This is a genomic window from Salicola sp. Rm-C-2C1-2 (assembly GCF_040196175.1).
GTDB lineage: Bacteria > Pseudomonadota > Gammaproteobacteria > Pseudomonadales > Oleiphilaceae > Halospina.
Genome location: NZ_JBEFNF010000004.1, coordinates 43,683 through 56,611 on the forward strand (window position 1 = coordinate 43,683; position 12,929 = coordinate 56,611).

At 61.5% G+C, this 12,929-nt stretch carries 11 protein-coding genes; 7 read left to right on the forward strand and 4 right to left on the reverse strand.

Going from position 1 to position 12,929, the window contains the following annotated elements; translation table 11 throughout:
* Positions 1-35 precede the first annotated feature (35 nt).
* On the forward strand, positions 36-1,235 hold the full coding sequence (gene dinB, locus AAF659_RS08720; RefSeq protein WP_349751354.1) for a DNA polymerase IV: 1,200 nt from the start codon (positions 36-38) through the stop codon (positions 1,233-1,235).
* Here dinB and AAF659_RS08725 read toward each other — a convergent pair.
* Together AAF659_RS08725 and AAF659_RS08730 are read right to left on the reverse strand one after the other, a co-directional pair.
* Positions 1,134-1,709: a phosphatase PAP2 family protein gene (locus AAF659_RS08725; RefSeq protein WP_349751355.1), complete on the reverse strand. Its 576-nt coding sequence runs from the start codon at positions 1,707-1,709 to the stop codon at positions 1,134-1,136. The genes dinB and AAF659_RS08725 overlap by 102 nt on opposite strands.
* On the reverse strand, positions 1,669-2,859 hold the full coding sequence (locus tag AAF659_RS08730; RefSeq protein ID WP_349751356.1) for a glycosyltransferase family 4 protein: 1,191 nt from the start codon (positions 2,857-2,859) through the stop codon (positions 1,669-1,671). The genes AAF659_RS08725 and AAF659_RS08730 overlap by 41 nt, the downstream gene beginning before the upstream one ends.
* A gap of 154 nt (positions 2,860-3,013) precedes the next feature.
* On the opposite strand from AAF659_RS08730, the gene AAF659_RS08735 reads away from it, so the two are divergent.
* The 6 genes from AAF659_RS08735 (at position 3,014) to glpK (ending at position 10,685) form a co-directional block, all read left to right on the forward strand.
* Positions 3,014-4,048, forward strand: coding sequence for an NADP(H)-dependent aldo-keto reductase (locus AAF659_RS08735; RefSeq protein WP_349751357.1), 1,035 nt, complete (start codon positions 3,014-3,016; stop codon positions 4,046-4,048).
* 7 nt (positions 4,049-4,055) lie between these two features.
* Positions 4,056-6,248, forward strand: a complete 2,193-nt coding sequence (locus AAF659_RS08740) for an acetyl-CoA hydrolase/transferase C-terminal domain-containing protein (RefSeq protein WP_349751358.1) — start codon at positions 4,056-4,058, stop codon at positions 6,246-6,248.
* A 25-nt stretch (positions 6,249-6,273) separates the two neighbouring features.
* Positions 6,274-6,732 carry an FKBP-type peptidyl-prolyl cis-trans isomerase gene (locus AAF659_RS08745; RefSeq protein WP_349751359.1) on the forward strand — a complete coding sequence of 153 codons (459 nt, stop codon included), beginning with the start codon at positions 6,274-6,276 and terminating at the stop codon, positions 6,730-6,732.
* Positions 6,733-6,837: 105 nt separating this feature from the next.
* The gene (locus AAF659_RS08750; RefSeq protein WP_349751360.1) at positions 6,838-7,605 is read left to right on the forward strand and encodes a response regulator; all 768 of its coding nucleotides are present in this window, start codon (positions 6,838-6,840) and stop codon (positions 7,603-7,605) included.
* Positions 7,606-7,611: 6 nt separating this feature from the next.
* Positions 7,612-9,207 carry an ATP-binding protein gene (locus AAF659_RS08755; protein WP_349751361.1) on the forward strand — a complete coding sequence of 532 codons (1,596 nt, stop codon included), beginning with the start codon at positions 7,612-7,614 and terminating at the stop codon, positions 9,205-9,207.
* Complete coding sequence (glpK, locus tag AAF659_RS08760) at positions 9,204-10,685, forward strand: glycerol kinase GlpK (RefSeq protein WP_349751362.1); 1,482 nt, start codon at positions 9,204-9,206, stop codon at positions 10,683-10,685. The genes AAF659_RS08755 and glpK overlap by 4 nt, the downstream gene beginning before the upstream one ends.
* Before the next feature lie 9 nt (positions 10,686-10,694).
* On the opposite strand, the gene argF is transcribed toward glpK, so the two are convergent.
* Together argF and AAF659_RS08770 are read right to left on the reverse strand one after the other, a co-directional pair.
* A complete protein-coding gene (argF, locus tag AAF659_RS08765; protein WP_349751363.1) occupies positions 10,695-11,615 on the reverse strand; it encodes an ornithine carbamoyltransferase in 921 nt (306 codons plus the stop codon).
* A gap of 29 nt (positions 11,616-11,644) precedes the next feature.
* The gene (locus AAF659_RS08770; protein WP_349751364.1) at positions 11,645-12,844 is read right to left on the reverse strand and encodes an aspartate aminotransferase family protein; all 1,200 of its coding nucleotides are present in this window, start codon (positions 12,842-12,844) and stop codon (positions 11,645-11,647) included.
* Positions 12,845-12,929: the final 85 nt, after the last annotated feature.

A 12,929-nucleotide genomic window follows, 5' to 3' on the forward strand; every position in this document is an offset into this window, starting at 1 on the left:
CTTGCACTGAATCCACGGCAACTCCGGAGGTGCGTTTGAGCCGCAAGATCATCCACTGCGACGCGGACTGTTTCTATGCCGCAGTGGAAATCCGGGACAATCCGGCGCTTGCGGGTCGCCCCATCGCTGTTGGCGGCGCCACGGGACGCGGTGTTGTGGCCACCTGCAGCTATGAGGCCCGGGCTTTTGGCGTGCGTTCTGCCATGCCGGTATCCGAGGCCCTGCGTCTTTGTCCGCACCTGGAGCTGCTGGCGACGGATATGCCGCGCTATCAGGCTGTTTCGCGGGACTTTATGCGCATCCTGCGTGAGACCTCGCCGATACTTGAGCCGCTCTCGCTGGATGAGGCTTATCTGGATGTCACCGGCATTGATCTGTTCCAGGGAAGTGCCACCCGGATGGCCGAACAGATCCGCCAGCGGGTGTGCTCGGAGCTGGGCATTACCATTTCTGCCGGGGTTGCCCCGAACAAGTTTCTCGCCAAAATTGCCAGTGACTGGCACAAACCCGACGGTCTCTGTGTCATCACGCCTGCTGATGTGGCGGAGTTCGTACCGCAGTTGCCGGTAACCTCGCTGTTCGGAGTAGGCCCGCGCACTGCGGAAAAACTGCATGCGCTGGGCATTCATACCTGTGCGGATCTGCGTGAATGGTCGGAACTGGCGTTGCGCGAACGCTTCGGGCGCTATGGGGCGCGTCTGTATGCTTTGGCCCGAGGCGAGGACGACCGCCCTGTGCAGGTGACAAGACCGCGCAAGTCGATCAGTGTAGAGAACACCTACAGTCAGGATCTCGCGACACTGGCGGAATGTCGGCGCGCTCTGGAAGGACTGGTTTCGGATCTGCAGCGCCGCATCCGGCGCAAGGGTCTGGATGCCGCCGACGCCGGCCAGTTCGAGAAATTGTTTGTGAAGCTGCGTTTTTCCGATTTTGAGACCCATACGCGTGAGACGGTCTGGCGCCAGCCGGGGCTACCAAGTGCGGAGCAATTCCGGCTGTTGCTGGATGCTCTCTATGGCGATGTGCCCCGGCCCGTGCGGCTTCTTGGGCTGGGTGTACGATTGCCAGAAGCGAGACAGGGTGGCCACCAACTGGCCCTGCTGGATGCGGGGGGGCGACCGGTCTCGTCGCAGTCAGCCAGCCCCTTGGGGGAGCAGGGCGAAGAAGCCGGGCGCGAAATGCAGCGCGATGAAAGCGCACCCAGCCCCGATGAGGCTGCCGGCGAGGACGTCTGAGGGGTAATGCAGCCCCAGAACCACCCTTGAGGCCAGAACCGCCATGGTGAATGGCAGAACCGTCCACCCCACCAGCGGAACCCCCTGGAACAAAAGTATGGTGAAACAGACGGCGTGCAGGCTGTGGCCGGAAGGAAAACTGCCTCTGTCGAGAGGCGGTGAGCCGCATTGTATGGCGGGTAAGCTGATGAAGGGGCGTTCACGCACGAGCTGGGTTTTGAGCACCTTGTAGACCAGGGTGCAGGCGGTGCCGGTAAGCGTCATGAGTGCGGCCAGAGCCCAGCCGTGGAGCCCATCAATGGCCGGCAATGTCAGAATCAGGGCATACCAGAGCCAGCCGTCACCGAGTCGGCTCACAATACGGAAAAAGGGCGTGACTGCCGGAAGTGTCAGGCTGCGATTCAGACGCAGGCACCACTGCAGTTCGCTGTGGTCAATACGGGTAAGTACCCGCGACAGGCGTTGTAGGGCCATGGTCCGGGATCTCCTGTGCTGGGTTAAGCAGTATCCGCTCGAACTGTTCCGCGAGGACGGCCCAGTCCAGTGTCTGCGCGTGGGCTCTGGCGCGCTCGCCGATGTGCCGCCGGAGTCCGTGTCTGTCCGCCAGCTCGAGCGCGGCGTTGGTGAAGGCCTCGGAGTCACCCGGTGCCGCCTTCATGCCATTGATCTCGTGGGTGATGTGCTCACGGGCCGCAGCCCGGTCGAATGCGACCACGGCCAGCCCCGAAGCCAGTGCCTCGGTTACTACGTTGCCGAATGTGTCCGACTCGCTGGGAAACAGGAAGATGTCTGCGGAGGCGTAGTGGCGGGCGAGATCAACACCGCGGCGGGTACCACAGAAGATGAACTCCGGGTGGGCCCGCTCCAGGCTTTGTCTCAGCGGGCCATCCCCCACCAGGACAAGCCGCGCGGAGGGATGGCACTCCCGCAGGCGCTCAAAGGTCGTCACAGCCTGCATCAGGTTTTTCTCGGCTGCCAGACGCCCGACGTAAAGCGCCACTGGGCCGTTTCCTGTGTTCCACTGCGCCCGTAGTGATTGGCTGCGTCGCTGTGGATTAAAGAGCTGGCTGTCCACGCCGCGGCTCCAGCAGTGGGTATTGGCGATTCCCCAGTGCATGAGCTGGTGGCAAAGACGCGTCGTTGGGGCGAGGGTGGCCAGTGTTCGGTTATGGAAGGTGACTAGATAGCGCCGGATCAGTGCTTCCATAAACCCGGCGCCATAGTAGCTGCTGTACTGATGGAAGTTGGTGTGGAACCCCGACAGGCAAGGGATTCCCAGTTCCCGTGCAGTGCTCACGGCACTCCAGCCCAAAGGGCCCTGTGTGGCCACGTAGACGGCCTGCGGCGGGCGGTGGCGCCATAGTCGCCGCAGTTGGCGGCGGGCGCCCAGGCCGAAGCGCAGCTCCGGATAACCGGGCAGCGGCAGTCCCCGCACGCGCAGGGTCCGCTCGCCGAACAGTGGCGCATGCCCCCTGGGGGGTTCGTCGCGCTGTCCAGGCCGGATAATAGTCAGCTGTTGGCCGCGTTGGACGAGTTCACGGCAGAGGTTGCCCAGGGTGCCTGAAACGCCGTTGATCTCGGGCGGAAAAGTCTCGGTAACCAGTGCAATCTGCTGTGCCGGCATCAGTGATCCTCCAGGACTGGACGACGCTGTCAGTGTCCGTTCATCGGGTTACCATTTGCTGACACCTCCGTGATGATTTGATGACCGTGCCTGGCATTGCGGTGGCCCAGGGATGGACTTAGCATGCGGGGACAATGAGTGGGAGGTGACTGTAATGGAGAAACGCCATCTTGGCCGGACCGGCATTGACGTCAGCGTGATCGGCCTCGGGACCATGACCTGGGGCGAACAGAACACCGAGCGGGAGGCCTTCGAGCAGCTGGATTATGCGGTGGATCAGGGCGTCAACCTGATTGATGCCGCCGAGATGTATCCGGTGCCGCCGCGTGCTGAAACCCAGGGGCTGACCGAGACCTATCTTGGCAACTGGTTGAAGAACCGGGGTAAGCGCGATGATCTGGTGATTGCCACGAAGGTTACCGGGCGCAGTGGTATGGATTATCTGCGTGGTGGCCCGCGCTTGACTCGGGAGCAGATCCATCAGGCCGTGAACGACAGTTTGAAGCGGCTCAGGACCGACTACATTGATCTCTATCAGGTGCACTGGCCCGAACGTAAGGCGAACTTCTTCGGCAAGCTTGGCTATAACCCGGTGGACGACTCGGATGCGGTGCCCATTGAGGAGACGCTGGCGGCGCTGAATGAATTGGTGGAGGCTGGCAAGGTGCGCCACATCGGCCTTTCCAACGAGACCGCGTGGGGCGCGATGACCTATATCAAGGAAGCCGAACACCGGGGATGGACTCGGCCCGTGAGCATCCAGAATCCCTACAGTCTGTTGAACCGTTCCTATGAGGTTGGGGTTGCCGAGGTGTCACTGCGCGAGGACTGCGGTCTGCTGGCCTATTCGCCGCTCGCCTTTGGCGCTCTGAGCGGCAAGTATCTCGGCGGGCAGAGACCAGCCGGGGCACGCCTCACGGAGTTTACCCGCTTTACCCGCTATGTTTCAGAGCAGGCTCAGGAGGCGACGCAGGCCTATGTGAACCTGGCGTGGGAGCACGGGCTGTCGCCAGCTCAGATGGCTCTGGCCTGGGTCAATTCGCGGCCCTTCCTGACGAGCAATCTGGTGGGTGCAACGACTCTGGATCAGCTCTCTGAAAATATCGAGAGCGCACATATCCAGCTGTCCGACGAGCTTCTGGAGCGGATCGAGGCACTGCACCAGCGCTACACCTACCCCTGTCCGTGAGCTGCCGATGAGCGAGGAACGCACAGGCATTCACTTCCGGCAGGCGGAACGGTGTGCTGAGGAACTGATCCGGCGCCTGGACGGCGATATCCGGATCGCGTTGCCGCTCGGTCTGGGCAAGCCTGTGCATCTGATCAACGCGCTCTATCGTTGCGCCTGCAACGATCCGAACATACAGCTGCACATCATGACGGCGTTGTCGCTTGAGAAGCCGGGCGGTGGCAGCTCTCTTCAGAAACGCCTTATGCAGCCCTTTGTTGAACGCGTATTCGAGGGCGTCCCCGATCTGGATTATGCGAAGGCCGTAAGCTGCGGTGAGCTGCCGGCGAACGTCACCGTTACGGAGTTCTTTCTCAGAGCCGGCAGCCGCCTGGGCAATGCTGATCAGCAACAGCGTGTGGTACTGACCAACTACACCCATGTGGTCCGTGATCTGATGGCACTTGGCGTCAACGCGGTGGGCCAGATGGTGGCGCCGGATGCTGAGGGCCAACAGGTGAGCCTCAGCTGCAATCCGGATCTGACTCTGGATATTCTGCCGCGGCTGCGGGCACAGCGCGAGGCCGGGGATGCGGTGGTGATCGCCGGCGAACTCAATCCCGAGCTGCCCTGGTTTGGTCATGATGCGGCTCTGGATCGGGCCAGCTTTGACTTGTTGCTCGAACCCCATAATCAGCCCATGCGCCTGTTTCCGGTACCCGATCTGGCGGTGGAACCGGCGGATTACTTGATTGGGTTCTACGCTGCTAATCTGGTTCGCGATGGCGGCACCTTGCAGGTGGGGATCGGGGCCCTGGGTTCGGCAGTGATCTACAATCTCCTCTTCCGGCACCGGGACAACGGGCTTTTCAACGAGCTGGCCCGCCGCCTTGATGCTCATTCACGTTTTCCGGCGTTGGCTGAGATCGGCAGCACCGAGCGTTTTGAGGAAGGCCTCTACGGTTGCAGCGAGATGATGGTGGAAGGTTTCCTGCATCTCTATGAAGCGGGCATTCTCAAACGCCAGGTTGTGGCCGATCGCACGCTGCAGCAGCTGCTGGATTGCGGCGCCATTCCGGACCCGCTGGATATCACCGCCCTTGATCGATTGGTCGAGGCTGGCTGCATTGAGACGGTGTTAAAGGCGCGGGATGTTCAATGGCTGGTGCGTTTTGGCTTCTTCGACCAGGGGTGTGAGCTCAAGGGCGGGCGTCTGGCACTGGGTGAGGAGGCGGTTCGTCCGGATCTTGGCGATGAACGCGCGCGCGCCCTGATTGAGCGCTATGCCCTCCAGGAGCGGCTTATCGGAGGGGTCGTCATGCATGGTGGCTTCTTCCTGGGCCCGGCCCGCTTCTATCAGCGGCTTCGGGAGCTGGATGAGGCGGCGCGCGCGCGTTTCAGCATGACCAGTGTTGGCTTTGTGAATCATCTTTACGACCATCCGTTGGGTGATCAGGCGCTCAAGACTGTCCAGCGTCGCCGTGGCCGTTTCATCAACTCGGTCATGATGCAGACACTGAATGGCGCGGCGGTTTCCGATGGTCTTGAGGACGGCCGCGTGGTCAGTGGTGTTGGCGGTCAATACAATTTTGTAGCCATGGCCCATGAACTCCCCGACGCGCGTTCGATCCTTACGTTGAGGGCCACACGCACCAGCGCCGGCCGTACTGAATCCAACATCCGCTTCAGCTATGGTCACTGCACCATCCCACGACACCTGCGCGACATTGTGGTCACTGAGTATGGCGTGGCCGACCTGCGCGGTCAGCCGGATAGCGATGTTTACAGGCGTCTGATCTGTATTGCGGACTCACGTTTCCAGAACGAGCTCACGCGCCAGGCGAAAAATGCCGGCAAGATTCCGAAGGGCTGGAAGGTCCCACGGGCGCATCGAAACAATTACCCACAACGGATTGAAGAGGCAGTAGCGCCCCTTCGGGATCATCACCAGCTCTTTCCCGCATTCCCCTTCGGTACGGACTTCACACAGGAGGAGCAAGAGCTGGTGCAGGCTCTGCAGTGGCTGCGTGAGGCTACCGGTTCGCGGCGCGGATTGTTGGCGGTGATCTGGCGTGCTCTGCGGCAGCCGGCCCCGGTCACAGCGGAACGGTCTGCATTGGAACGCATGGGGCTGATGCAGCCCGGGGGATGGCGCGAACGCCTGGAGCAGCGGATGCTTCTACACGCACTGCGGGTCACGGGTGTGACCCGCTCGCATTAATCAGAACGGGGGTAATTACAACAGCATGGCGGAACAACGGGTTTATCGACTGGGGTATCAGCTCAAGAATCAGAAGGGTGAGGTCGTAGACAGCTCTGTCGGAGCCGAGCCGCTGCATTTTGTCAGTGGCTGTGGGCGCATGATTGAAGGTGTTGAGCGCGCCGTGGAAGGGCGCGAGCCGGGGGAGTGTCTGGAGGTTACCATTCCGCCCGCTCTGGCCTATGGTGAGCATCAGGCGGAAATGGTCCGGAAGATGCCTCGGAGCATGTTCCAAGGGGTAGAGAAGCTTGAGGAGGGCATGAAGTTCCAGACTGACTCCGGAGACGATGCCAAGGTAGTGAAAGTGGTGGGCTTTGAAGACGATCAGGTGCTGGTCGACGCCAATCATCCATTGGCCGGAATCACGCTCTACTTTGATCTGGAAATACTGGAGGCCAGGGATGCGACCCCCGAGGAAATCGAGGCAGGCGAGCCGCTGGCCTGAAGCCGGGGCTGGCATGCAAATTCGCAATCAGTGTGTATACTTGTGTTACACAATGTTTGACGTATAACCCGGCGCCTGCGCCTCAATCCAGCGACAGGACTGACAATGGAAACAATAACGAACGAGACGGATGCTGTGGAACAGACCAGTGAAGCCTCCCGCGTTCTGATCGTCGAGGACGATGAACGGCTGGCGGAGCTGACCCGGGATTTCCTGGAGAAGAACGGCCTGGTGGTTTCGCTTGAAACCAATGGCGCGCGTGCGGTTGAGCGGATACGGGATGAAACACCTGACCTGGTGGTGCTGGATCTGATGCTGCCGGGAGAGGATGGCCTGGCCATCTGCCGTCGCGTGCGCCCATTCTACAACGGACCCATCCTGATGCTGACCGCCCGCACGGATGATCTGGACCAGGTGCTGGGGTTGGAAATGGGCGCGGATGACTACATGTCCAAGCCGGTTCGGCCGCGGGTTCTTCTGGCCCGGATCCGTGCCCTGCTGCGCCGCATCAGCGAGCCGGCTGCAGAATCCGGTGGTGGCGCCCAGGCGGGACCAGATGAGGGACTCGAGCGGCTGGTTTTCAATAACCTGGTAGTGGATCATTCCATGCGCGAGGCCTGGCTTGATGATGAGAGCATCGATCTCACCAGTGCCGAGTTCGACCTGCTGTGGCTTCTCGCCAGCAGCGCCGGGCGTGTGCTCAGCCGCGAGGAAATCTTCACTTCCCTGCGGGGGATCGAATACGACGGCCAGGACCGGTCCATTGACGTGCGGGTTTCCCGGATCCGCCCCAAGATCGGTGACGATCCGGTGCACCCGCGCCGCATCAAGACGGTGCGTAGCAAGGGCTACCTGTTCGTGCGCGACGTCTAGGCTGAAATGTCGCTGAGGCGCTACTACTTCCGCGTCTATGGAGCCCTGATCCTGGTGGCGGTGGGCGTCACCCTGGTGGGGGCGGCGCTGGTGGTGACCATTAACGGTGTGCGCCAGCAGGCCTTTCTTGAGCACCATCCCGAACCGCTTCTGGGTTGGCTGGCCCAGCACCCCCGAGCCGTTGAGCCCGTTAATGCTCGCACTCCTTCGTCACAGCTGCGGCTGCTCCCTCGGCGGGCGGTTTCCCTCAATGATGTGGCGCGGGAGCGTCTTGAGTACGGCCAGGTTCTGGCCCAGCGTCGGGGTGATGCGGTCTATTTCTACCGTCTGGCGCCGGATGCCGGGGTCCTGGAGCTGCGGGCCAAAAGTCCTTATCGCCATATATCAGAACTCAGAGCCCAGGCGTTCGTGTACCTGGCCGGCCGGTCCGGGACCAAGGACCCCATGGCAATCGGGGCTGCGCTCGGGGCTTACGTCAAACCCCTGGAGAGCGCGGGTCAGTTGCCACGGGAATCGGCACTGACACGGATCGCCGATGGCGGGGTGGCCTATCACCAGCCCAGACCGCGTGACGCAGCCTACAGCTATGCGGCCCTGAGCAACGGGACGCTGGTCTCGATCGCGCATCCGCCGCCATTCCGCTACTGGTCCTGGCCTTTGGCCCTGGTTCTGGCGGGGTTAGTGGCCGCTGTTATGGGAGGCGTAGTCTACTACCTTCTGGCTGGGTTGCATTGGCGACTGTGCGGTATTGAGGGTGCGGTTTCCCGGATTGCCCGGGGAGATCTGGATGCCCGCGTCTCGGGAGGGGGCGATTCCATGGGCGGGCGTCTCGCGGACGCCTTCAACCGCATGGCTGATCACATTCAGAGACTGGTCAGTGTTCAGAGTGAGATGATCCATGGCGTCTCCCATGAGCTTCGCACGCCCGTCGCCCGGATCTGCTTCGGGGTCCAGATGATCGAGGACTGCGATGACCCTGAAACACTGCGTTCACAGCTCGGCGCCATTGACCGGGACATTCAGGAGCTGGACGAACTCATCGATGAGATTCTGACCTATGCCCGCCTGGAGCAGGGTGGCCCCATCATGGCCGCCCAGAGGCTCGATATTGCTGAGATTGTGGATCAGGTGGTCGAGGAGCAGCAGAGTATCCGACCGGAGCTGAACATCGCGGCGGACATACCGCCAGAATCCCGGACCTTTGCCGAGGCCGATGCGGAACCACGCTACATCCATAGGGCGATCCAGAATCTGGTGGGTAATGCGGCACGCTATGGCAATGAACGGGTGCTGGTGGCATGCCATTTTGATGACCAGACCATGCGTATTGATGTGCAGGATGATGGCCAGGGTATACCCGAGGAAAACTGGGACAAGGTCTTCACCGCCTTTGCGCGGCTGGATGACAGCCGTACGCGCAGCTCTGGCGGTTACGGTCTGGGGCTGTCCATTGTGCGGCGCATTCTGTACTGGCATGGCGGGCAGGCATTTGTCGGTCGCTCCGAGACCCTTGGAGGGGCCTGTTTCACGCTTGTCTGGCCACGCCATCAGCCCCGGAACCCGCAAGGCGGAAGCAGCGCACGAACGGAGGATCCGTCATGACCCGACTACTTGCCATTGATCAGGGCACTACCAGCTCGCGGGCCATCCTTTTCGATGACGACGGCAAACCCCGACAGGTTGCCCAACACGAATTCCAGCAGTTCTACCCGGGCGATGGCTGGGTAGAGCATGATCCGGTGGAGATCTGGAACACCACCCACCAGGCCTGCCTGCAAGTGCTGCACCAGGAGGGCATCACCGCACGCGAAGTTGCCGGTATCGGCATTACCAACCAGCGCGAGACGACCATCGTCTGGGACAGGGCTACGGGTGAGCCCATCCATCGGGCGATCGTCTGGCAGGACCGTCGGACCACACCCCAGTGCGAGACGCTCAAGCGCGAGGGCTGGGAGTCCACGCTGGTGGAGCGGACCGGTCTTCTCATGGATCCCTATTTCTCGGCCACCAAGCTGGGCTGGATCCTGGATCACGTGGACGGCGCCCGGGCCAGGGCTGAACGTGGTGAGCTGGCGTTCGGCACCATCGACACCTGGGTCCTGTGGAAGCTTACCAATGGCCGCGTGCACGCCACCGATGCTACCAATGCCTCGCGCACAGCCCTGTTCAACATCCATGAACAGCAGTGGGACCGCCAGCTGCTGGAGCTGTTCCGTATCCCTGCTGCACTGCTGCCGCAAGTACAGGACAGTGCCTCGGACTTCGGCCGCACGGATCCAGGGGTACTGGGCGAGTCGGTAACGGTTGGCGGCATTGCTGGGGACCAGCAGGCCTCACTCTTCGGCCAGACCTGCTTTGAGCGGGGCATGGCCAAGAGCACTTATGGGACCGGCTGTTTCCTGATGCTCAACACCGGGACCGAGGCGATCCGTTCCGAGAATCGGCTTTTGACCACCGTTGGCTACCGGCTGGAGGGGCAGACCACCTACGCCATGGAGGGCAGTATCTTCGTCGCCGGTGCCGCTATCCAGTGGTTGCGCGATGGTATCAAGCTGATCCGGAGTGCGGATGAATGCGAATCCATGGCGGAGTCCGTGGGCGTTGAGAATCCGGTCTATCTAGTACCGGCTTTCACCGGTCTGGGCGCGCCCTACTGGGACCCGCATGCCCGGGGTGCCATTCTGGGTCTGACCCGGGATACTGGCGTTGATGACATTGTCACGGCCGGGCTGCAGTCGGTGTGCTATCAGACCAAGGATCTGGTCAGGGCGATCCAGAACGACGGCGCACCACTGGAGGAGCTGCGTGTGGATGGGGGCATGGTGGTGAACGACTGGCTTATGCAGTTCCTGGCGGACATCCTCAATGTCGCAGTGGATCGGCCCGCCATCACCGAGACCACAGCTCTGGGGGCGGCCTGCCTTGCTGGGCTCCAGACCGGTGTCTATGACGGGTTGGACCGGATCCGGGATCGCTGGCAGGTGGATCGGCGGTTTGAGCCGGCTATGGCCCCGGCAGTGCGGGAACGCGCCTACCAGGGCTGGCTGGATGCGGTCGAGAAAGTGACACGCTCGCGTTGAGCGCCAGTTTCAGCTCAGGCGGTCCAGGCCGAGGATCAACCCTTCCAGCAGAGCTTTCTGGGCATGCAGTCGGTTTTCCGCCTCATCCCAGACCACACTGCTGCGATGCTCCAGCATATGCTCCGAGATTTCCTCGCCACGATGAGCCGGCAGGCAATGCATGAAAAGCGCATCCCGGTCGGCCTTATCCATAAGCTCAGGTGAAACCTGATAGCGATTGAAGTCTCTGAGGCGTCTCTGTTGTTCCTCTTCCTGGCCCATGGAGGCCCACACGTCGGTGGCGACCAGGTTGGCGTCCCGGACCGCCTCCTCCGGATCATTTACAATGCGTACCCGGTCCGGGTTAGCGGCGACCAGGCTGGTATTGGGTTCATAACCCTCGGGGCAGGCAATAACCAGATTGAAGTCGAACTGCAGTGCGGCGTTGATGTAGGAGTTACACATGTTGTTGCCGTCGCCCACCCAGACAACCTTTGCCCCCTGAATAGAGCCTCGATGTTCGCGCCAGGTCTGCATGTCCGCCAGCAGCTGGCAGGGGTGGAAATCATCGGTGAGTGCATTGATGACCGGCGTGTGGGAAAAGGTTGCAAAGCGTTCAAGGGTCTCGTGGCTGAAGGTGCGGATCATAACCGAGTCAACCATGCGTGATATGACGCGGGCGCTGTCCTCCACGGGCTCGCCGCGACCGAGCTGGGTATCGCGGGGCGAGAGGAAAATGGCGCCCCCGCCGAGCTGGGTCATGCCCGCCTCGAAAGAGACACGAGTGCGTGTAGAGGACTTCTCGAAGATCATGCCCAGGCTGCGATTGTGCAGTGTATCCCGGGTTATGCCCTGGTCCCGCTCCCGGTGCAGGGCAGAGGCATGATCCAGTACGCGGATCAGTTCATCAGTATCCAGATCCAGCAGTGTCAGGAAATGTTGGACGTTCATGCTGTGGTTCCTTCCTTTATAGGGCAACGTTACTGGCGCGGGCGGTCACGATCATCGGCCGCGTACAGTTTGATGATCCGTATGATCTGATCCGCCATGTAATCGGCCTCATCATCGGTCATGGTCAGTGGTGGCAGAAGCCGGATGACCCGTTCCCGGGTAATGTTGAGCAGAATGCCCTGGACTTTGGCCAGCAGCACCAGTTCCGAGCAGGGCTCAGTGAGCTCGATGCCCAGCATCAGGCCGTGACCCCGGATGGCGTGGATGTACTCAGCCCCCTCCAGATGCTCGCGGAAGCGGTTGATCATGCGATCACCCAACACCTGTGCCCGCTCGGTGAGACCGCCCTGTTCCGTGGCGTCCAGAACAGCCAGTGCCGCAGCACATCCCAGTGGGTTGCCACCGAAGGTGGAGCCGTGGCTGCCGGGCCCGAGAACCTCGGCTGCCTTGCCCCGGGCCAGGCAGGCTCCGATCGGATAACCGTTGCCGAAGCCTTTGGCGAGAGTGACCACGTCGGGGATAATGCCAGCCTGTTGGCTGGCCAGATAGGTGCCCGTGCGGGCATTGCCGGTCTGGACTTCATCCAGCAGCAGAAGCCAGTTGTTGCGACTGCAGATGCGGCGCAGACCGGGAAGATAATCCGGGTCCGGGATGGCCACACCCCCTTCACCCTGGATGGGCTCGACCATTACTGCAACGACGTTTGGGTTGGCTTCAGCAATGGCCTCTACCGCTTTGAGGTCATCAAATGGGGCGCGCACAAAACCGCTGACCAGTGGTTCGAAACCGGCCTGAACACGCTGGTTGCCGGTGGCGGTCAGGGTTGCGAGGGTGCGCCCGTGGAAGGCGTTTTCCATCACGATGATGCTGGGGTTGGTTATGCCACGCTGGTGGCCGTAATGGCGGGCCAGTTTGATGGCGGTCTCGTTGACCTCGGCACCGGAGTTGGCAAAGAAAGCGCCATCCATGTCGGCCTGGTCACAGACGCGGCGAGCCAGCTCCTGTTGCAGTTTGCAGTGGAAAAGGTTGGAGCAGTGGGTCAGTCGTTCCGCTTGGTGACTGATTGCATGAGCCACGCCAGGATGGCTGTGTCCCAAGCCGGATACGGCGATACCGGTGAAAGTGTCCAGGTAACGCTGTCCCTCAGTGTCATAGAGCCACATCCCGCGACCGTGTTCAAAGACCACGGGCAGGCGACCGTAAGTGTTGAGCAATGGCTGGTTGGCCATGGCAGAAGGCCTCGCTGAAACAAAAAAGGCAGCCTTGAAAGCTGCCTCTGTAAAAAACCAATACTAGCGTTAAACTCGGGGCCTG

Coding starts and splice junctions, on each gene's coding strand:
- AAF659_RS08750 (WP_349751360.1), top strand. CDS start 6,838: ATGGAAACAATAACGAACGAGACGGATGCTGTGGAACAGACCAGTGAA.
- AAF659_RS08745 (WP_349751359.1), top strand. CDS start 6,274: ATGGCGGAACAACGGGTTTATCGACTGGGGTATCAGCTCAAGAATCAG.
- AAF659_RS08730 (WP_349751356.1), bottom strand. CDS start 2,859: ATGCCGGCACAGCAGATTGCACTGGTTACCGAGACTTTTCCGCCCGAG.
- AAF659_RS08755 (WP_349751361.1), top strand. CDS start 7,612: ATGTCGCTGAGGCGCTACTACTTCCGCGTCTATGGAGCCCTGATCCTG.
- AAF659_RS08725 (WP_349751355.1), bottom strand. CDS start 1,709: ATGGCCCTACAACGCCTGTCGCGGGTACTTACCCGTATTGACCACAGC.
- AAF659_RS08740 (WP_349751358.1), top strand. CDS start 4,056: ATGAGCGAGGAACGCACAGGCATTCACTTCCGGCAGGCGGAACGGTGT.
- AAF659_RS08735 (WP_349751357.1), top strand. CDS start 3,014: ATGGAGAAACGCCATCTTGGCCGGACCGGCATTGACGTCAGCGTGATC.
- glpK (WP_349751362.1), top strand. CDS start 9,204: ATGACCCGACTACTTGCCATTGATCAGGGCACTACCAGCTCGCGGGCC.
- argF (WP_349751363.1), bottom strand. CDS start 11,615: ATGAACGTCCAACATTTCCTGACACTGCTGGATCTGGATACTGATGAA.
- AAF659_RS08770 (WP_349751364.1), bottom strand. CDS start 12,844: ATGGCCAACCAGCCATTGCTCAACACTTACGGTCGCCTGCCCGTGGTC.